This is a genomic window from Spirosoma jeollabukense (assembly GCF_054777855.1).
Map to the genome: position 1 here is coordinate 20,330 of NZ_BAAHAD010000002.1, position 19,724 is coordinate 40,053.

The 19,724-nt window shown below is 48.7% G+C and carries 18 protein-coding genes; 2 read left to right on the forward strand and 16 right to left on the reverse strand.

Going from position 1 to position 19,724, the window contains the following annotated elements; translation table 11 throughout:
• The first annotated feature begins 25 nt into the window (after positions 1-25).
• Positions 26-1,693, forward strand: coding sequence for an amidohydrolase family protein (locus ACYVEA_RS08515; RefSeq protein ID WP_461113005.1), 1,668 nt, complete (start codon positions 26-28; stop codon positions 1,691-1,693).
• A 63-nt stretch (positions 1,694-1,756) separates the two neighbouring features.
• Here ACYVEA_RS08515 and ACYVEA_RS08520 read toward each other — a convergent pair whose 3' ends face one another.
• Both ACYVEA_RS08520 and ACYVEA_RS08525 read right to left on the reverse strand, forming a co-directional pair.
• Positions 1,757-2,617: a DUF2490 domain-containing protein gene (locus ACYVEA_RS08520; RefSeq protein ID WP_461113006.1), complete on the reverse strand. Its 861-nt coding sequence runs from the start codon at positions 2,615-2,617 to the stop codon at positions 1,757-1,759.
• Between the two features lie 77 nt (positions 2,618-2,694).
• The gene (locus ACYVEA_RS08525) at positions 2,695-3,027 is read right to left on the reverse strand and encodes a hypothetical protein (protein WP_461113007.1); all 333 of its coding nucleotides are present in this window, start codon (positions 3,025-3,027) and stop codon (positions 2,695-2,697) included.
• A 391-nt stretch (positions 3,028-3,418) separates the two neighbouring features.
• Between ACYVEA_RS08525 and ACYVEA_RS08530 the strand changes: the two genes are divergently transcribed.
• Positions 3,419-3,898, forward strand: a complete 480-nt coding sequence (locus tag ACYVEA_RS08530; RefSeq protein ID WP_461113008.1) for a hypothetical protein — start codon at positions 3,419-3,421, stop codon at positions 3,896-3,898.
• Between the two features lie 8 nt (positions 3,899-3,906).
• Here ACYVEA_RS08530 and ACYVEA_RS08535 read toward each other — a convergent pair whose 3' ends face one another.
• The 14 genes from ACYVEA_RS08535 to ACYVEA_RS08600 all read right to left on the reverse strand — a co-directional run bounded on the left by ACYVEA_RS08535 (position 3,907) and on the right by ACYVEA_RS08600 (position 19,713).
• Positions 3,907-4,920, reverse strand: coding sequence for a hypothetical protein (locus ACYVEA_RS08535; protein WP_461113009.1), 1,014 nt, complete (start codon positions 4,918-4,920; stop codon positions 3,907-3,909).
• Between the two features lie 16 nt (positions 4,921-4,936).
• On the reverse strand, positions 4,937-5,956 hold the full coding sequence (locus ACYVEA_RS08540; protein WP_461113010.1) for a glycosyltransferase family 2 protein: 1,020 nt from the start codon (positions 5,954-5,956) through the stop codon (positions 4,937-4,939).
• An 8-nt stretch (positions 5,957-5,964) separates the two neighbouring features.
• A complete protein-coding gene (locus ACYVEA_RS08545; RefSeq protein ID WP_461113011.1) occupies positions 5,965-6,786 on the reverse strand; it encodes a DUF5672 family protein in 822 nt (273 codons plus the stop codon).
• Positions 6,783-7,853: a glycosyltransferase family 9 protein gene (locus tag ACYVEA_RS08550; RefSeq protein WP_461113012.1), complete on the reverse strand. Its 1,071-nt coding sequence runs from the start codon at positions 7,851-7,853 to the stop codon at positions 6,783-6,785. Before ACYVEA_RS08550 ends, ACYVEA_RS08545 begins: the two co-directional genes overlap by 4 nt.
• Positions 7,854-7,855: 2 nt before the next feature.
• On the reverse strand, positions 7,856-8,950 hold the full coding sequence (locus tag ACYVEA_RS08555) for a glycosyltransferase family protein (protein ID WP_461113013.1): 1,095 nt from the start codon (positions 8,948-8,950) through the stop codon (positions 7,856-7,858).
• A gap of 46 nt (positions 8,951-8,996) precedes the next feature.
• Entirely contained in the window at positions 8,997-10,103 is a 1,107-nt protein-coding gene (locus tag ACYVEA_RS08560; RefSeq protein WP_461113014.1) for an acyltransferase family protein, read from the reverse strand.
• On the reverse strand, positions 10,104-11,297 hold the full coding sequence (locus tag ACYVEA_RS08565) for a glycosyltransferase family 4 protein (protein ID WP_461114060.1): 1,194 nt from the start codon (positions 11,295-11,297) through the stop codon (positions 10,104-10,106).
• A 92-nt stretch (positions 11,298-11,389) separates the two neighbouring features.
• Positions 11,390-12,043: an acetyltransferase gene (locus ACYVEA_RS08570; protein WP_461113015.1), complete on the reverse strand. Its 654-nt coding sequence runs from the start codon at positions 12,041-12,043 to the stop codon at positions 11,390-11,392.
• A gap of 84 nt (positions 12,044-12,127) precedes the next feature.
• A complete protein-coding gene (locus ACYVEA_RS08575) occupies positions 12,128-12,826 on the reverse strand; it encodes a WbqC family protein (protein ID WP_461113016.1) in 699 nt (232 codons plus the stop codon).
• Positions 12,827-12,904: 78 nt separating this feature from the next.
• A complete protein-coding gene (locus tag ACYVEA_RS08580) occupies positions 12,905-14,962 on the reverse strand; it encodes an ArnT family glycosyltransferase (RefSeq protein WP_461113017.1) in 2,058 nt (685 codons plus the stop codon).
• A 100-nt stretch (positions 14,963-15,062) separates the two neighbouring features.
• Positions 15,063-16,172, reverse strand: a complete 1,110-nt coding sequence (locus tag ACYVEA_RS08585; RefSeq protein WP_461113018.1) for a DegT/DnrJ/EryC1/StrS family aminotransferase — start codon at positions 16,170-16,172, stop codon at positions 15,063-15,065.
• 85 nt (positions 16,173-16,257) lie between these two features.
• A complete protein-coding gene (locus ACYVEA_RS08590; protein ID WP_461113019.1) occupies positions 16,258-17,517 on the reverse strand; it encodes an ABC transporter ATP-binding protein in 1,260 nt (419 codons plus the stop codon).
• Positions 17,518-17,622: 105 nt separating this feature from the next.
• Complete coding sequence (locus ACYVEA_RS08595; protein ID WP_461113020.1) at positions 17,623-18,462, reverse strand: ABC transporter permease; 840 nt, start codon at positions 18,460-18,462, stop codon at positions 17,623-17,625.
• A gap of 129 nt (positions 18,463-18,591) precedes the next feature.
• Entirely contained in the window at positions 18,592-19,713 is a 1,122-nt protein-coding gene (locus tag ACYVEA_RS08600; RefSeq protein WP_461113021.1) for a hypothetical protein, read from the reverse strand.
• Between the last annotated feature and the right edge of the window lie 11 nt (positions 19,714-19,724).

The window sequence follows — 19,724 nt, forward strand, 5'->3', positions numbered from 1 at the left end:
AGTTGCCTTTTTCACTACGTCTATTATGTCCGAAAACCCACAACCCCGGCCATTCATCAACGCGCATACGCACATCTTCACTCACAAAAATGTACCGCCGTATATCGCTAAAACGCTGGTTCCCTTCCCGTTTTATTTCCTTCTCAACATTCCGCTGCTGATTCGGCTCGTCCATTATTTCACCCATAAGCAGGGCGACAAGCTACCCTTTCAGATACGGGATGGGTTTACGCAGTTGAAATTCCTTATTAACCGTTACACGCAACATAATCTGATAACCCGCTTGCTGGTGTCGGTGCTGGATGTGGCTATCCGGCTGCTGAATATACTTTTCGTCATCTCGTTTCCAATCTATTACGGAGGCTGGCAGAAGAAGTGGGGCTTTTTTAATTCAGTCATCAACCAAATATTGACCCTCTCTATTTTAGGACGAATTCTATTTGTTGTTTTCTCGGCCTTGTTGTTTGCGCCTGTCCGGCGAATGTTCTGGTGGGTGCTTCAACATATATTCGGTTTTCTGAAAAGCCTGACGGGGCCTCAAACCATAGCGTTGCTCAAGCGCTACATTGCCATGGCGTATTACGCTGATAAATTTACTCAGGGTGATGTATTCAGGAATCTAACAAATCTGTATCCCGATAGCACCCGCTTTGTGGTGCTTCCTATGGATATGGATTATATGGCAGCCGGTAAACCCCAGGAAAATTACACCCATCAACTGGCCGATCTGCGGGGAATGCTCAAATCGCAAAACTCATTTTTCAAGAAATACGCCCTGCCCTTTGTGGCCGTCGATCCACGACGGATTGCCGATCCTGCCAATCAATTCACCCACCAGTTTATAACGGAACTCATCGGTCAGGATGGTTTCTGTGGCATAAAACTTTACCCGCCAATGGGATATTACCCTTTCGACAAACACTTGCTTGAAACCCTGCTTTGGGCTTGTAAAAATGGTGTTCCGATAACGACACATTGCCTTCGGGGAATCATCTATTATCGGGGACTCAAGCAGCGCGATTGGGATTTTCACCCGATATTTAAAGATAACACAGGGAAACCTATCGCGCTACGTAGTTATAAGAACAGCGAATTCAGCTATAATTTCACCCACCCACTCAATTATGAATGTTTGCTGGACCCGGTTTTGTTAGCCGACGTATTGCGGTATCATAACGACCCCACCCTCAACCAACTCTACAACTTTGACGCCAGTAATCCGAACGCAGTACCAGGCAAAACCCTGACTAATCTCAAAATCTGTCTGGCTCACTTCGGCGGGGAAGATGAATGGGAGCGATTTTTAGATCGGGATAAAGGCGACTTTGAAATCGCTCTGCATGAACCATTAAAAACCTATACGCTGGACAAGGGCAAAATGGAGCCCTACTGGGAATCGGTTTCCTGGTTTTCCATCGTCTACAATATGCTCCTGAAATACCCGAATGTCTACGCTGACCTGAGTTTTATTCTCTACGATGAACGAATCATGAATCTGCTGAAACAGATCATGCAAACACCGGAAATTGCCGACAAAATTCTGTTTGGTACCGACTTCTTCGTGGTGCGCCAGAAAAAAACCGAAAAAGTACTCTGGACTGACCTGCGGGCTGCGCTGGGCGAAGCTGCTTTTTATCAGATCGCCCAGACCAATCCAGCACGTTTTTTGAACCTGACACCCTCTCATCCATAAGACTCAATGCTGGATGGAAATGTCAGCGTAACGTAGTAGTAGTAAGGGAGTACGTCTAAATGGCTAGCGGGCTTTACTGAAATCAAGGTCATAATTCAGGTTCAGGCGGAACCCATTATTAATTTCAAAAATTGGGTTACCCGTTACCGGATCGACTTCGGCATGTTGAAGTACCTGATTGAGAAAATTTAGTTCGAGTTTGAAATTATCTTTAAACTGATAACCTATTCCCCCCGACAATCGATTCTGATTGAAGATGTTCTGCTCTACGTTTCGACCGAAACCAATAAACAATTCATCGAAAAAGTTTACGTAAAACTCGCCATCATCGACAGCATTGCCCTGCAACGGAAATTCACCGGAAATCTGGTAACGAACTCGATGCTGGAAATCCCACTGGGCTACCTCGCGCGGATTTTGATCGGCTAACGTGCCCAACCACCGCTGCTCCAACCGAAACCGGTGCGTCAGTTTTAGTCGTCCATACGTATCGTTGAGTTCCATATCTTCATACAGGCGATGCTCAGGGTAAGGCACGCCCGCATCGGCCTGCGGGTAGCGGCCGTAGGGATACGTAGTGAAATAGGTATAACCAGCGCCTAGTCTAACGCGGTCGTTCACTTTTCGGACCAGTCCCAGTCGCGCTAGTGACTGCTGCCAGCTACGGATCAGGTCGATACGTCGCCACTGGTATTCGGTGTGCAATGCCCAGCGTTTGCTTAGTTTATGATCGCCGGTGTAAACATACCAGCCAATGGCATTATGATCCAGTACCCTATTCTGACTATACCCAGCTATATTAAGCAGGGCAAATAAGGTGCTTATTATCAATAATCTACTAAAAGATACTTTCGCTAAAGGGTGCATCATACGCGTTTCATAATCTGTAGAAATAGAACCGATATGCCCATCATCTTGTAGCATTCGATGCCGTATCGACCGGCATAAAAAAGCCCGGCCAGGATGGGACGGGCAATTCTATACAACGTAGTGTCTCTTTACTAGTGCGTAGCAACAAGGGATGGGAACCCTTCGGCCGTATCGACAGCGGCAATTTTTGAGACCGATACAACCAGTGTTGCCAGGGCCTCTTTAGTGCGCTCATCAATCATGATTACCCAATCGGTCTTGATAACCCGGTGCGTTTTGTGGCCGATGGGATCATGAACAGTTGCGTTCGTGGCCTCTTTGCGCGAGAGTGTAATATTGATCTCGTCGCCTTCGGCAAACGTTGGTACGAAGCTAAAGTAGCCGTCAGCCACAATAGAGGCTGCTTTATTATCGGCTTCGGGCTCATAAAAAATAACTTTCAGGTTCTCGGAATTACTGCTCATTGGGTCTTGGGCGTGATTGGTTAAGATGCACACTTGATTAACCGGCAGCAAATACTAAATGTTATGGATGTAGCTTTGCCCCATCACTGACAAAGCTTTGCTTTGGGCTGCATTTTAGGCTTCCCAACGATTTATTTCGAGCGGATAGGGGAGAAAGAACCAGGTAATACCTGGCGTTTAATCACCTGTGCAGGTAGTTTTTCGTATAAATTTGCCCGTTCGTTCAGATGCACTGCGTAGTCTGTGATGTGAGCGAAAGCTTAATTTGACGATACGGGTTCATATTGTTTCCGAACGGGTTTATCTGCTCTCAAAGGCAGCACCCCAGATTACAATTCAGTCTGATTTATTAATGCATACCGGTAGGCTTCCTTGCGTGTTGTTTTTTCTCTTGCCGATTTCACTATATGCCCAGCGCTATAAGCCCTATAGTTCGTCCTGGAAATGGGCGGCAACGGCCGAGGTAGGAAGCGTTAGTCCTGGCTATTCACTCAATGCTGAATACTCACCCGTTCAATTTAAAAAGAGCTTTGTCGTGCTTCGGGCGGGTATTGGATATCTGTCGGAACGGTATAGTAAGGCGGCTATTCCGCACGCCATAACGTGGGCTGTTTTATTGAATGGGAAAGAAAGAGGCTGCCCATTGAGCGTACCAGAGAAAGCGCTTTTTCTGGAAATTGGCGCAGGCGGGGCTTATTTAATTGAAAATAAGTCGAAAATCAATTATGTGGGTGGACCAGTTATTGGCCTTCGTCATTATTTTATGTACAATGAGCGGGCTACGGGGTTCCTGAAAATCCAGGCCATGCCGCTCATCGCCGACCGTATAATGCCCTGGGGTGGCATCGGTATTGGTCTTGTGATCGACTGAAAGGATTATTACAGTTTCACTTGATCAAGAAAGCGCGTAATAGACCGTAGTGATTTGGCGGTAGTATGCCGCCAGCCGCGTAGCACGACGGGTTCGGGTTTCTGCCCGTAGGCAGGTATGATACCCTCAACCATCAGTGATTTATACGTTGAAAGAGCCTGACGATACGTAGTTAACAGCGCGACAACACCAGGATGCTCCGACGCGCGAACTCGATTCTGATGTGGGAAAAAGCCTTCGTCGGGATTCAGTAATCCCTTAAAATTAACAAACGGTACCGGCTGGTTTTGTCCGGCGGGACCATCGGCGAACCAATTCGTTCCTTGCTGACGAAGCGTTCGTTCGGGTAAATTCCAGATTGCTACGTGCCAGCCCGGATTCCGTACAACCACGACGTCCCGGAAAAAGACGGGTACATGCATGAGCCATAATTGATCGAGACAAAGGCCCGCGCAAAAATCAATATATGCCCGTTCCCGCACCCGATCATCCCACCAGGTCAGCAGCCGGTCGGTTTCAGCTGATCGCCGGAACGCCAGAAAATCGGCGTTGTACAACCCGACATTCTGAAAGAATTTTTCGTCGGGCCATTGCGTGTCTGAAGCCCCAGCCTGACCTGGATGGCGGGTGATAAAAGGCGTCAGCAATGCATTAGCGGTGGCCAGTTGTTCCCAAATGGGCGTTAAAGATCCCACAAACTGGATGTTAGGATCGGCGTAGAGCAACCTGTCTGTTTGCGGATAGCGTCGAAATATCTCCTTGATAAACAATGGCTTGCAGGCAGCCGCAAATTCCGTAGGCGTATAAACAGATGATAACGTAGTGAGCTGCTCAGTCGATAACAACGCTCCGATGGGTACCAGCGGATAAGGAAAAACAAAGCCAGTCGGCAAGTGCGCTGGGTCGTCGGCTAAGCCAATTACAACAGAAGCTGCAGTGCCATTGGCCGCATATTGACTAAAACTGTCACCCAGTGCGAGGGCCTGGGGCAGTTGGCGAATTGTACAGATAGTTACTAACACAGGGCGCAAAACTACGTCATTCGAGTATATCGCCCAAAACCGCTAGATAAGGAGCGTACCAATTGGCCGATGCGTCGGCGTAGCGATTGTAGTTGCCCTTGCTCAAACTGGTCAGCACAGGAATCACGCGGGATAACCTCCCCGTTGGTAAATTACCTCGCATTGTGAAATGCGCTAACCGCCGACGCAACTGCGGAAAACCGGGCGCATCGGCCGGAATACGTTCGCTTAGTAACTGGCTGATAGTGGTCAATTTAGTTTGTTTGGCACGTAGTGGCGCCAGTTTTCCCGCTCGTCGTCGTGCAAAGCGATCTTTCAGCTCGACAAGTTCGCCCGCTTCCTGTTCGCGCACCCCGATCTGTTGCTGAACATGGGTTCGGTAGAGTTGCAACGGCTGATCAATAAACTGAATCGCGTTGCGTGTCGCAGCGACCAAGGCCATCCAGCCATCGTAAATATAGTCTGGTATGTTGGTTGGAACAGGCAATGCCAGCGAAAGGAATGAACGCCGGATTACCATGGCACAGCCCATGACGCGGTTTCCGTCGAGTAAGACTTCCATTGCTTCGCCTGATCGCCAGCGAGTCTGGGCACGTTTGTCGAACCGGACCACTTCCCAGAATCGGCCCTGGCGTCCTTCCAGATGCTCGTCTGTCACCCAGGCGTCGCAAAAGGAAATCTGTGTTTCCGGGTTTTGAACCATGTACTCCGTCATGATACGGATTTTTTCGGGTAGCCAGAAATCATCCTGATCGCAGATGAAAATCAGGTCGCCCGTACAGGCAGTTAAAGCACGTTCAAAATTTTTGTTAGAGCCCAGCCGCACCGAATTTTCCAGAATACGTACCGGAAATGGCGCTTCGGCGGCTAACCGACGTATCAACTCGGGTGTACCGTCGGTCGACAAATCGTCGGAAATGACGATTTCGTCGGGCCGCTGTTGCTGATCGAGTAAGCTTTGCCATTGCGCAGGCAGAAAATCCATGCCATTGTAGGTGCAAAGCGCAAGAGAGATCGTAGGTCGTGTCGTAGTCATACAGGCGATCATATTTGGTAGCCGTACCGGGCGAAAATGGGGCGCCAGTAGTCCGTTCCGTGGATGTTCCAGGCATGGCAACCAAACGGTAATTTCCCTTTGTTATAGTCTTCGATAGCCCGCTTCGGGTAAAATTCGACCGAAAAATGCATCGCTTTTCGGAAGTCGGGAATTCGTAAACGAGGCCAGTACCGATTGACTTCAATGCTCCAGAAAACGTCTTCGTGGTACTGGTACATGGGAATACGTTCGTAGGCCGCAATTTCCCGTTTGAACACCTTCAGCCAACGTAGCATGGACGGAATTCGGCGAAGCGTCAGGCCGCCGTTGCCAACGGCATTCAGCGTGATGATCTCGCGCGGGGTGATGCCATCTGGCTTTTTCAAATTAAGCCAGGTGGCAATATGTCGTTTAAGGCCAAAAATGAACTCATCGCCCCAACTCGTAAAATCGCGGTCGCGCAGCCAGGGTGCGCCAATGTAGTCGTAACGCTGCTGACACCAGTAGGGTAGATCATCCTGAAAAACAAAGGCATCCAATTGATAGATCAGGACGTATTCCTGATCATCAAAAGCTTCATAAAAGTCTTCCGACATCATCAGGCGATTGTAGCCCTGAACATCGGTGAAGTAGCTATCGTCGAAGGTTCGAACCTGTATGGTTGGAGCGATTTCGCGGTAGGCTGCAATATCGAGCGAATGCGGAGCCGCTAACAGAAGCGGATAGCTGCCTAATACCCGAACGCATTGCGTCAATGAAATGCGCTCATACTCGGTCAGTTGTGGCTTATAAACCGGAAGTACTACGTTTACGCTTACAGACTGATTCATACAAGTTTGGGCGTGCCTAATTGCTTTTGTACCGCTTCCTGCACCCATTCGTAGGGCAACTCGGCGCATGGGTGACCGTAATCGTTCAGGATGGTAATGCCTTCTCCCCGTTTGTAACGACCGGAATAGGGCAGATAGTCCACAAAGTCATACAACTTACCCAACAAAAGAATGGCGTCGGTATGCATCGCATTGGCCATGTGGGCGGGACCGCTGTCAATGCCAATGAACAGCCGGGCCTGCCGAATGACGTCGGCGGTTTCGAGCAGGCTCAACTGGCCGCATAAACTGCGGAATTGCGGATGCTGGTCGGTGACGGTTGGCGTCAGTCCCACTTCAATAATCGGATAGGGATACGTAGCAATCAGCCAATTCACAAGTCGGTTCCAGTTGTTGGCGGGCCAATCGCGAAGCACGTGGCTGGACTGGCAGTGAATAACAATCGGTCCAGTGGGGATGGCCAGCGATTGAACGCGTTCCCGAACACTGTCCGGAATATACATTTTCGGGTCGGCGGTCAGCGCGGGAAGGCCAGCCGCCTGCGAAAATATGTAGAGCAGATCGCCCCGATGATAATAGTTATCGAAGGTCAGACCAATCTGATCGGCCGTTGGGTTGATCGGATCATCGGGGCAGTATTTACATTTCCGGTGCGAAATATGCAGGTTATACACCTTGTCGTAAATGCCAGACTGAAGCAACTGAACCCGTTCGCCGGGGCATTTTTCGATCAAATATCCATCCAGATTTGGGTTATATTTTACCAGATCGACAAAAGCCTCTCGCACAACCCAGATGATGTAGCCGTCGGGATGCCGCTGACGAACTTCGCGGGCGACCGGTTCACAGGCGATAATGTCGCCCATTTGCTCCGACAAAATAATCGCCACTAATGGCCGATTGCCGATGCTTTTTTTGATCCGTTTTAATTGCCGGTATTTGACGGCAAATGAGCGATACCGCTCAAGAATGTGGTTGATTTTAGCGTAACGATAGCTCCATACTTCCCGAAACGTAGGCCCTTTGTCAGGTTCTTTGGGAGAGCCATTTATGTTGATGCCAGTCATAGTTAACGGGATTCTAATAGCGCAATAACTCGATTAAAGGGAGTTTTCAGCAATTTACGCACGCGTTGATACCGCAGAACTACTGGCGGCTTTATGTACACACAGGGATAGGGCCGGTATTGTTCATTGTAGTTGGCCAGCAACCGTTCCCGATACAAATCAAACAAGGGCCGAACGTCGGGCCGTTGCTGCTCGGGCCGATCAACGTAGCGTCCTGATTTACTGGCTTTTGCTACGTTCTGGTCAGCAAACCCATAACGCGTTTGGTATTTGGAAATTTCATCCGGGCGATCAGGGTTATACCCACTGAAATGGAAAAATAACAGCGGCTGAGTCGGTTCCGTTGTGCTTATATTTTTTCCGGGGTCAGTCGGCAAATAGCCTGGTCCTGTTATGATCCATTCGCCCGCATCGTTCTGCGAAAAATAGCGTTCGTGCAAATTCCAATAGGCCGCATTATACCCTACGTGATGATCGATCAATACGTTGTCATGATAAACGGGTGCGAAATTAACCCATTGTTGATCCACAAAAAGACCAGCGCACAAATCAATCCGGCATTCGTAGACAAGTCGATCTTTCCACCAGTTAACGAATTGTCGGGCCGTTTTATCATTACGTAGACCAATAAAGCCTAGGTTGAAAATGCCCGTATTCAGGTGGTGTTGCTCGTTCGGACGTTCCCAGTCGGGAGTGGGCGAGCAGGTATGTGGTGTTAGCACCAGGCTGTATGTCGTCAGAGCGTCGTTCAGTTCCCTCAGCGGCTGGAAAACAATAATATCAGGGTCAAAATAAATGACCTCGGTAGCGTCGGGCGATGTGTTATAAAAATAGTCGATGAAAAACGGCTTAACGGCCGTATTCAGCTCCGTAATGTCGTAGCGGTCGCACATAGCCGCAAAATCAGGAATCCCAATCTGATCGACCTCGATCATGGGATAATCCGGCACCAGTTCTGAGGGTAGATTAGCCGCACTCAACTTATCAACCAGCCCAATGACGTACTGATAGGCGGGGTTCGTTTGCCGAAGTGAGTCGCCCAGGGTGCGGGCCTGCGCTAAATAATTGATGGAACAGATGGTAAAAGCAAGGGTCATAAGGCAGTCGGAAAATGGATTGATAATTCAGTTACGATAAACTGATTCACTGACTTAGCGCCTGACCAACTCGTTTGTATGGAAAGTATCGTTTCAATTCGTTGATGGGTTTTTCAAAAGCATACCAGGATACTGACGCTACTGTTATCAGCATAACCAGACTAAACAGGCGATGTGACCAGTAATCGAACGTTATTATCAGACCAAAATGATGAACAATTTTTACGAAAAACTGAATGCCATAACTCGGAATTAGCATATGAAATACGTAAATGCCATAGCTTATACGGCCAATGTACTGCAATATTTTGTTGTTGAGAAGTCGCCCTGCCCAGCCATGTATGCCCATACTTGCCCGGGCGACGATGAAAAGTGCCAGCACTGAAATGAGGAATCGCTGAAACAGAACGACAACAATATGATCGCTGGGCAACAGAAGCAGGGCTAAAAAACCGCCAAGAGCTAGTATGGCCGAAACGGATAACCGCTTCAGAAAGATAGGTATTGCCGAGGGCCAGTCTATACTAACATAGGCCCAGAGCGCGCCTATGCCGAATGTATCCAGACAGGCAGGCGTCAGAACGCCATCAAGATCGCCCTGCGTGTAGGCATACCCTCTAAAGACAATTCCACAGGCAATCATAAAGCTGATGACCCAGAGAAAGGAATTTTTGGGCGTTAACAGCACGATCCACGGCCAGACAAGGTACAACTGCTCTTCTACCGCCAGCGTCCAGAAAGGGGAGAGTACATCGGCCCAGTTGCCCGTCTTGTGGAGGAGAATATTAGAACTGTACAAATAATAATACAATGGATGTTCTTCAATATCAGACTCTTGCGGTAATTTGAGGAACACGAACGTAATGACCAGAAAATAGAGCGGGAAAATCCGGAGGATACGTCGAGCCAGGAAGTTACGATATACATGACCTAATGAATGGTGGCCAATGCTAACCGCGTCCCGATTGTTGAGCAGAATTTGCGTGATGAGAAAGCCACTAAGCACAAAAAAAATTAACACGCCGATGGTTCCGTTGGGTAAGCTATTGATACCTACACCCGTTGGAAACCAGTGGAAAACAATCACCAACAGGACGGCAAACGTTCGAAGGGAGTTTAACTGCGGCATGTAGCCGGAAGGTCGAAGGGGCATTCAAGCGGTCAATTTGTTAAACAAAGTTACAAGAGTTTCGACACTTTGGTGGGCAGGGTGACGTTCGAGGATTTTTTGTCCGAGCCGTTCTCCCATTTGTTTGCGTAACCCCGGCTGGCGAAGCAATTCAAGGACGCGATCACTCATAGCATCGAGATCAAGGTATGGGACTATAAAACCACCGTCAGTTTCAACAAGTTCGGGCGAACCACCAGCGTCGGCAAAACAGACCACTGGCACACCGCACAACCCCGCTTCAAACACCACAAGCGGATAGGGGTCTTCGCGGGAGCAAAGCACAAATACATCGAAGCGGCTCATGTACCGCAGTACATCGGGCGTCGGTGGAATCAGGTGAACCCGATCAGCCAGCCCCGCTTTCCGAATATCCAGCAACAAATCGTCACGTAGTGATCCGGGTGGTACGCCCACCCAGACAAAATGAACGGGTGTATCCTGAGCCGCAGTTCGACCAATCACCTGCCGAGCCAATGTTACAAAGAGATCATTGCCCTTACGCCATTCCGCGTTCCCACAGCCGCCCACAATCTGGGCATTAGCCGGTAAACCAAGGGATTCATAGATGCTGGGTTGCTGGCGAGCCTGCTGTACGTTTCGCTTCAGCGACGGCGTATCAATGAGCGTGTATAAGGTGATACGAGCCGGATCGAAGCCGTGCTGTTGCTCGTAATAGCGGGCCGTGGCTTTAGAGACAGACAGCAACTGGGTAGTCCTGCCGAGAAGGTATTTCAACTGGTCGGGTTGGGTATACATCCGAACGGACATATCCAGTTCATGTACGAACGTTATGACCGGTATATTGTCGGGAATACCCAACTGACCAAACCAGCGGCTGCTCGTTACCGTATTGACCAAGACAAGATCGACGGAATCCAGCCCCAACTGCGCCCGCACTTTTTGTTGGTGCGCTTTTGTCTGTCGGTCATGGAGTTGTTGCCAGACGCCTAGTTTCCAGAGCACTTTGTCTGTCAACGCATCCACTACGTAGCGGTTGGGCGCGGGCCAGATCACAACGGGGCAGATGGTTTGGTAGTCGTTTAGCAGGGGGCCGCCATCGCCTAAAAGCAAGCGCATCTGAATACCTTCAGCCTTCAGCAAGCGCATTAGGTTGAGCAGAACGAGTTGCGCACCGGCGCGGTTGGCGTCGTGGCCGATTAATAGTATCGTTTTCAGTTTTCAGTGAACGGTTTACGGAGTTTGGCCCCAGCATACAGCTTTGGCTACGTAGTAAATAACCGAATACTGAATACTGAAAACCGAAAATTTCAATATGCTTCGTAACTTGGTTTCGGGAGCTTTTTGGCGGGATTACCGAGGTATAACCCCCATTCTTCGGTGTCTTTGTAAATGGCTGAAGCCATAGCGACGAAGGTACCTGTGGCAATGTGCATGTAATCGCGGATGGTGCTGTTGACGCCGAAAAAGCAGTACGGTTCAATGACGCAGTGCCCCGACATAACCACGTGTGAGGTAAAGAAAACGTGATCTTTGATTTGCCCGTGGTGACCAATGTGGTTACCGCTCCAAAGTACTACGTTGTTGCCGATCGTTGTAAAGGGCTGTATGGTATTGTCTTCCAGAATGAAGCAGTTTTCGCCAATCTGATTACCGAACAGGGTCGCTTTGGAGCTGACATACGAGATGAATTCGTAGCCTTTCGCTTTGGCTTCGAGGTAGATGCGCTCGCGGTTACGGTTCATGTTTTTGCCTGTCATGGGGGCGAAAAACTTGTACTCCTGCGGTGGAAACAGCGTTTCGACATCTTCAAACGCGACAAGGGGCAGCCCCTGAAACTCAGTTCCACCCATGTACTCACGATTAACCGTGAAAGCGGCTACATCGTGTTCAGAATCGTGTGTGAGGTAGAAATGAGCCAGCTCAGCCGTATCCATCACCCCGAAAATAATAACTTTTGCCATGCTTCTTTGAATGATGAATGATGAATGATGAATGATGAATAGGCCGGAAAGCTCATTCATCGTTCATCATTCATCATTCAATATTTACACCAATTCATACTCCCCTAAGAGTACCTTAACCGCAGCTACGTCATTGAACATCAGCGCATCGATTATGGACAGCCAGGGTATAAAGTCGTTCTTAAACTGAGGATACTCGACCCGGTTTGCTTTAATAAAATTCAATTGAATGCCCGCCTGGTCAAACGTTGGCTTGTCGTACAGTTCGGTGCCGCCAATGGGATTTATATAGCGGGTTGCGTTTTCCTGCCGACAAATGTCCAGAATCCGTTCCTGCGCTTTCAACGCTACGTTTGCATACATCGACGATGACTGCACCAATCGCGTTGTCAGTCCGAGGTATTGATTCAACTCGACGAGGCTAAAATACACCAGATCGGCAATGGAATCGGTTTCAAAGTTGACGATTTTTTCGGTCAGGGGCATAACCGTTCCATAATAAGGTGCTTTTCTGTATCCTTGCTCAATCGTTTTCAGCAACTTACCACGCCACTTCGGGTCATCGGCCAGGTAGACCTCATTAATTCGCTTATTCTGGCTGGCATCTTTGAGCGGCACGGTGAAAAGATACTCCTGCCCATTGATCAACAGGCGGTTACGATTGATCCAGCCCCGGTTAATAAACGCCACATCGTCGTACAATACGAACGTATCAACCGCGCTCATCAGCTGCATGTAGCCAATGTAGGGCAGGAAATAAGGCTGCATGATAGCAAGAGTCATAGGCGTGGTTAGCCGTCAGTCATCAGTCGCTAGTCATCAGTTATTACTCATGACTAGCGACTGATGACTAGCGACTATTTATTTCAGTTTTCGTAAATAGTAATCTTCTCCCGGCACAATGACGGCTTTACGCATGGTTGTGTCGGTACCTAAGCGTATATCGCCGGGTTGGGGTGACATAACGCTTTTGTCAAAAAATAAGTAATTCGCCTTCTTCGGAACAGGCTTCAGCCCTTGCTCGAATGGGTTAATGGCAATAAGCCGACGAGACAAATGGGGTCCATAAAGAGGATATTCATAATCGTCGTTGATGGTCGCCAGGGCAACCGTTGCCGTGTCTGGCACCAGTTCATCGAAGCGTTTGTAGGGAACATACACATCAGGTCGGCCGAGGGTCATTTGCTTTATCCGATCCGATTCAAACGCCGATGGGTATGGTTTGCCGTCCAGCGCCGTCCAGGCAAAGGGCAGCGCCCGTGTATTCAGAAATACGCTTAGCAGCGCCGATACACATCCCAACACCGTTACTAATGCAATATACCCTTTCCAGACCGTTCGTTTCGGTACATCGACGGTTGTGCGGGGATGCAGGAATAAAAGGGCGAGAAACGTAACACCGAACAGGCCTGTTTCAATGAAGTAACGCCCTTTGAACGGATCGTAAGGCGCTGAATAGGAGAGCGCTGCAAAATGCAGTCCTAATGCCAATCCGAGGAATAGATGGGGCGTTGAGCGAACGTAGCCAATTAATACCAGAAACAGCAAAGGAAAAATCAGGCCGAAGCCGAAGATACCCCAGTAGGGATTCGCATTGTAGAAAACAAACTTCCGGTCGAAGGCGAAGGGCTGGATGGAAAAATCAGTTTCTTCGTCTAGCCGCATGTGCAGTTTATCTTCCAGCACTACCAGCGGTTGCCGCATGGTATGATTCAGCTCGGCACCAACTTTGAGATTGCGGAGGCCATCTAAATTAATATGGTCATAGCCATAGCGCACAACATTGCGGCTTCCCTGTTCGAGCAGATTGTGTAATGAACCGGCCCGCTCAACAGACTGGTGTTTAAGGGCCGTTGGTGGTCCAATCGGGTGGCCAAATACTTCGATATTCTTTAAATAGCCCGTTGGCAATGTCCACAGACACACACCTACACCAATCGCTCCTGCTAATCGCCAGGTGCGCCCAAACGTAATAGTCCAGGATGGCGATAGGAAAACGGTGTACATCATGATGACAAATACCGATGGAAGCAATAGCGCAAACGTGATTTTATGCCCGAACGCAATCCCAAACGCCATGCCTGCCAAATACAGATAACGACTATCGCGAGGGCTCGTTGTTTGATACGTAAATAGCATGTAGAGCAGCACACTAAGGTAGGCCGTCAGCACAATGTCGGTTTCGGTAGTGATGGCCTGCATCAGAAAATCGGGAAGCAGGGCATAGGCTAGTGCACAGAAAAAGCTGGCAGAAAGTTTATTCTGACCGATACGCTGAACAATCCCAAATACTGCGACAATCGCTGTCCAGTAACTCAGGTGGTGAATAAACTTAAAGCCATTTTCAAAGTGGCCTGTCATCAGAAATGAATAGATCTGGAGGGTACAAACACTCTTCGGATACGTATCGATATTCCAGTTTGTGCCACCGAAGTGGCGCATGGAGTCCCGCTGTATGTATTGCATCACCCGATTTAGATGCCCGGTCATACTGTCCCACTCATTCGGGACGGTAAACAGCACGAGTAGTACGTTCGTGATGGCAATGACAGCCAGCGTCGCAAACAGAACTGAGAAAAGAAAGCGCGAGTAACCGGACAGTTGCCCAAACCAACTACTAAATGTTTGTGTCCGTTGTCGAATGAGCGGCAAGAGCGCAAACGACTCTCGATTGGGAATCAGTCGTTTGAGGATGGTGCTAAGTATCGTTGCCGTCACAAATACCGAACCGGCCCATACCGGCGTGTTGGCTGTCTGGTAAAGCGCCGATAAAATAAAACCCGTCAGAATAACGCTCCCGGCACCTAACAGAAACGTAGTAAGCCACCATTCTGTCAGCGACGGGCGGCAAATCTGCGTCGCGAGCCGTCCAACGTAAATGAGGAACAGAAAAAGAGCAGAAAGATATAAAATGGTCATACTGAACAATTCACCGCGCGGGGGTAGCCCGAATGAAAAATGACCGTATGGACGAACGACCCATGAGCGTTAACTCATTCAACGTGCTCCACACAGTAGGTTATACATTTTCGTTTACAACGGCAACCGTCTCATTGACAATCGTGGCAATCCGGTCAACATCCTCTTCCGCTAAACTTGGATAGAGCGGGAGACACAACACCCGAAGGGATATGTCTTCTGAGATAGGACAGGGTTGCCATTCACTAGCCCCGGCAGTGATGGTGAAGGGTAACGTGTTAAGGGAAGGGTAAAAATACCGACGGGGAATGATGTCCTGCGCCTTAAGCGAATCGACGACACGTAGCAGCGTTTCCTCTGAATCGAATACAACAGGGTAATAAGCGTAGTTGTATTCGACGCCGGGCGTGAGAGTTGGGCGCGTAATTCGGCTAAAGTCGAGCCGTTCGTTATAATAGCCGAACACTTTTTTGCGGTTGGCAATCAGTTCCGGTACTTTTGGTAAAACACACAACCCCATGGCCGCGTGCAATTCCGAGTTTTTGGCGTTGATGCCAATGCTGAAGTAATCATCGTTACGGTGGCCAAAGGAACGATAGAAGTGAAGTTTCTCCGCTAGTTCGTCGCTATCGGTCACGATGCAACCGCCCTCAACAGTGTGAAAAACCTTGGTAGCGTGGAAACTACAGGTGCTCAGATCGCCATAGCTCAGAATGGATTGACCTTTGTAGGTAGCGCCAAACGTGTGCGCTGCGTCGTAAATAACTTTCAGCTTATATTTTTCGGCAATGGCTTGAATCTGTTCAATCTGGCAGGCATTTCCGTACACGTGCGTAGCCATAATGGCCTGCGTGTTTTCGGTAATGAGGGCTTCGATTTTATCGGGGTCAATGTTATAATCGTCGGGCCGTATGTCAGCAAAAATGGGCGTACAGCCTTCCCAGAGCAATGCATTCGTTGTGGCTACGTACGAAAAAGGCGTTGTTATAACCTCTTTGGTAATATCCAGTGCCTTTAGGGCCATTTGAAGCACGATGGTGCCATTGGTACAGAATTTCAGGTGTTTTACGCCCAGCACTTCTTTCAACTGGCTTTCCAGTTCACGCAATAGCGGTCCATCGTTGGTCAGGTATACGCGATCCCAGATGCCTTTCAGATAGGCGGTATATTCTTCTAGGTCGGGTAAATATGATTTAGTAACGTTAATCATAATTGAGTTTGTCGTCTATGGCTTGTCGTTGAATAGACGTTGAGTAAAAACTACAAACCGCTTGGGCGGTCGGGCATAGACTTGTTTACTTGACGGATACGTCCTCCTCCAGTACTTCTGTCGTGAAAGGGAACTGCGGACGTACAAAACCCGGCCATTTGCCATACCAGGCAATGCCTTCGCGGTAGTCTTCTACATCAAAGGTAATGCCTTCCTCCATAACATACAGGGGCGTAACGGTATCCTTTACAATCATAATGGAGATCGTATAGGAACCATCGTTCAGGAAATAACCCGGAATGGTGCATTCACCGGCAATGAGTCCTTTTCCATAGGATTGCGACTTTGTGCCAATATTAAATATACACTCGCCGGTCAGTGAGTTAAGGTGAAGACTCAGGTTCAGGTTGGCCCGTTCCATCATATTCCAGAACTCGAACCGAAGCTTCATCGGTGTCCGCACATCGATGTGGGTCAGGTCATCCTGATATTCCGGCGTTAACTCAAACCGACGAACCCGTACCAGATCGTTGCCGGGTGCTTCTTCGGGTGTTTCCCATTCACGAGTCAGGCGGGTTTTCGAGACCTTGCTTAGATAGGAGGCAATAACCTGATTGGTTTCCCCCTGCTCAATAAGCTGGCCTTTTTCAAAATACAACGTCTTGTTGCAAAGCGCCTGCACCGCCGTCAGGTTGTGGCTCACGAAGATAATTGTTCGGCCACTGGCCGAATTATCCCGCATTTTGCCCAGACTCTTTTTTTGGAACTCAGCATCTCCCACAGCCAGTACCTCATCCACAATCATGATTTCGGGATCTAGGTGAGCCGAAATGGCAAACCCTAGCCGGACATACATCCCGGAAGAATACCGCTTGACGGGTGTATCCAGGAACTTTTCAACCCCGGCAAAAGCCACAATTTCGTCGAACTGCTTCCGAATCTCACTACGGGTCATACCCAGCAGCGACCCATTCAGGAAAATGTTTTCGCGGCCGGTCAGTTCGGGGTGGAAACCCGTGCCAACTTCCAGCAGGCTGGCTACGCGTCCACGGATACGTACTGTTCCGGTGGTGGGTTCAATGATTTTGCTCAAAATTTTGAGCATCGTCGATTTTCCCGCACCGTTGTGGCCAACGATGCCTACGCGGTCGCCCTGTTCAATGGAGAAGCTCACATCACGCAGCGCCCAGAACTCCTCATGAGTGAGCCCGTTCTGTTCTTTTTTACCCCCAAAGATTGACCGGACATTTTCCGCGATGACATCACGTAATGTAGTCCCTCCTTTGCCTTTTTGGTGGTCAATAATGTATTGCTTACTTATATTTTCGACCGTAATAACAGACATAACAAACGTAGTAAATGGGCAAATTGTACTAAGCCCGCCCATGTAGTGAGTGGTACTACCTACTTTTCAGGTAGATGCGCTTTTTATGTACAACTTACCACTGTTTTATATATCATCCACAAACGTATTCTCCCGTTTACGGAAAAAATAGAGCGATAAGGCTAAACTGACGCCCACAATACTCACGGACAGTAATAAACTCTGTGGATTGAAAAACGCTTTTTCACCGAGCAACGACCAGCGGAAGCCGTCAATAATACCGACCATAGGGTTCAGCCAGTAGAAAGGAGCCCACCAAACATCACCTTTGTCGGCAACAAGTCGACTGCTATACGCAATTGGGCAAGCGTAAAAGCCAACCTGAACAATAAAGGGAATAAGCTGACCAATATCTCGAAATCGCACATTGACAGCGGCAAAGAAAAGCCCAAAGGCGAATGAGGCCAGCAGAGCCAGGATAATGAAAACGGGTAATAATAACAGGTGCCAGTCCGGCATGAATCGATACCATATTGCTAGTACGATGAACAAACCCAATGAGACCAGGAAGTCAATAAAACTGACGGCTATCGAACTGATTGGCATAATCAGTCTGGGGAAATATACCTTAGTGACAAGGTTGGAGTTCATTGTCACGCTGTTACTAATCTGGGTGAAAGCGGTTGAAAAAAACGTCCAGACGGTAATTCCACCGAGAACCATTAACGGATACGGAATGCCAGGATCTGGAGGAAGCCGGGCAATCTTACTGAACACAAACACCATAATCATCATGGTTGTCAGCGGGCGAATAAGCCCCCAGGCTGTGCCGAGCGCCGTTTGCTTGTAGCGAACTGACACATCACGCATCGATAGGATGTACATCAGTTCACGGTTACGCCATAGGTCTCGCCAGTAGTGGCGTTCTGAGCGACCAGGTTGAATAATTACTTCGTGTGTCTTCAAAATCAATACGATCGGTTAGGTACGGGATCGTCCGTTCAAGGAGTTAATCCGTTGGGAAGCTAACGAACGTTTGTCGAACGCCTTAACTTCTCAACGGATTGATAGTGACTAATGGGTTACCTGTCTTTTCTAGTTTTCCTTCATAATGGACCGGAAAGTCTCACGAAGGAAAATAACAATAATTGATAGAATGAGACCAATGGCAATACCCGCCTGCATACCTACTGTTGCTTTTACTTCTCTATACAGCGGATAATAAATCGGTTTAATGATCGTAAACAGGGGGGTCTCCCGGATAAGAGACAGGCGCATGTTGTCGGCACTCTGCATCGCCTGATAATACAAGCCCGTTAAAAAGCTTGAGTTACGCGTAAGCTTACTTTCCTTGATACGAGCCTGAGCTACCACAAGCTGCTGGTTCTGGTCCATATATTGCGCTAACTGATTCTCATTCCCCGACACAATGCGGGCGAGCGAATCGGCTCTATCGGTGACCATTTCATACATCTCGCGGGTCTTTTTTGTCTGCTTCTTCTGGTAATCCTGCTCAATGGTCTGCAAGTGCTTGGTAATGAACGTAGCCGCAAGCTTCTCGTCCTCCATGAAACTGCTCATTTCGATAAACGAGGATTTGCGTTCAGGCTGTTTAATGGCAATTTCGCTGTAGATACGCGTATAAATAGACGCCATTGCATTTTGTTCCAGTTTGGTATATTCCGATGGAACCTTCGCCCGTTGAAAATAAAAGGACCTCAATACGTCGTTGTCTTCCCATTCTTTGTCACGTATGCCACTGTGCCGGATGTAGTAGTTCACCAGCAGCGTGTCTTTGCCATTGATTGTATCTGTCTGCATGAGGGTTTTTTCAACCACTGGCCGCGACGTAGCATAAATGATAAAGTTATCGCCGGTAAAAATATTGGCATCTGGAGCGCCACCACCTAAACCAAAGGCACCCGCCAGCGCCCCGAGATCGCCTAAGCCGCCCCCCGACGAACTACCCCCGCCGAGGTTAAACAAAATAGACGCGTTGTATATCGGGGGCTTTTTATGCGTTAAATCATAGATAAAGCCAATAGCCCCACCAATGAGTGTCAGCACGATCAGCAGTTTCCAGTTGCGCTTAGCCACGTACTTCAACTCGAAAATACGTAGCACTACGGATTTAGGCGAAATCTGATCGGGCGGTAATGGCTGAGCCGTTACCAAAGGCGTGGGGTTATTTATATCAGTCAAGTTTTGAGAAGCCATACTATGAGAAA

Coding starts and splice junctions, on each gene's coding strand:
- ACYVEA_RS08515 (WP_461113005.1), top strand. CDS start 26: ATGTCCGAAAACCCACAACCCCGGCCATTCATCAACGCGCATACGCAC.
- ACYVEA_RS08520 (WP_461113006.1), bottom strand. CDS start 2,617: ATGCTACAAGATGATGGGCATATCGGTTCTATTTCTACAGATTATGAA.
- ACYVEA_RS08525 (WP_461113007.1), bottom strand. CDS start 3,027: ATGAGCAGTAATTCCGAGAACCTGAAAGTTATTTTTTATGAGCCCGAA.
- ACYVEA_RS08540 (WP_461113010.1), bottom strand. CDS start 5,956: ATGACTACGACACGACCTACGATCTCTCTTGCGCTTTGCACCTACAAT.
- ACYVEA_RS08545 (WP_461113011.1), bottom strand. CDS start 6,786: ATGAATCAGTCTGTAAGCGTAAACGTAGTACTTCCGGTTTATAAGCCA.
- ACYVEA_RS08550 (WP_461113012.1), bottom strand. CDS start 7,853: ATGACTGGCATCAACATAAATGGCTCTCCCAAAGAACCTGACAAAGGG.
- ACYVEA_RS08555 (WP_461113013.1), bottom strand. CDS start 8,950: ATGACCCTTGCTTTTACCATCTGTTCCATCAATTATTTAGCGCAGGCC.
- ACYVEA_RS08560 (WP_461113014.1), bottom strand. CDS start 10,103: ATGCCCCTTCGACCTTCCGGCTACATGCCGCAGTTAAACTCCCTTCGA.
- ACYVEA_RS08570 (WP_461113015.1), bottom strand. CDS start 12,043: ATGGCAAAAGTTATTATTTTCGGGGTGATGGATACGGCTGAGCTGGCT.
- ACYVEA_RS08575 (WP_461113016.1), bottom strand. CDS start 12,826: ATGACTCTTGCTATCATGCAGCCTTATTTCCTGCCCTACATTGGCTAC.
- ACYVEA_RS08580 (WP_461113017.1), bottom strand. CDS start 14,962: ATGACCATTTTATATCTTTCTGCTCTTTTTCTGTTCCTCATTTACGTT.
- ACYVEA_RS08585 (WP_461113018.1), bottom strand. CDS start 16,172: ATGATTAACGTTACTAAATCATATTTACCCGACCTAGAAGAATATACC.
- ACYVEA_RS08590 (WP_461113019.1), bottom strand. CDS start 17,517: ATGTCTGTTATTACGGTCGAAAATATAAGTAAGCAATACATTATTGAC.
- ACYVEA_RS08600 (WP_461113021.1), bottom strand. CDS start 19,713: ATGGCTTCTCAAAACTTGACTGATATAAATAACCCCACGCCTTTGGTA.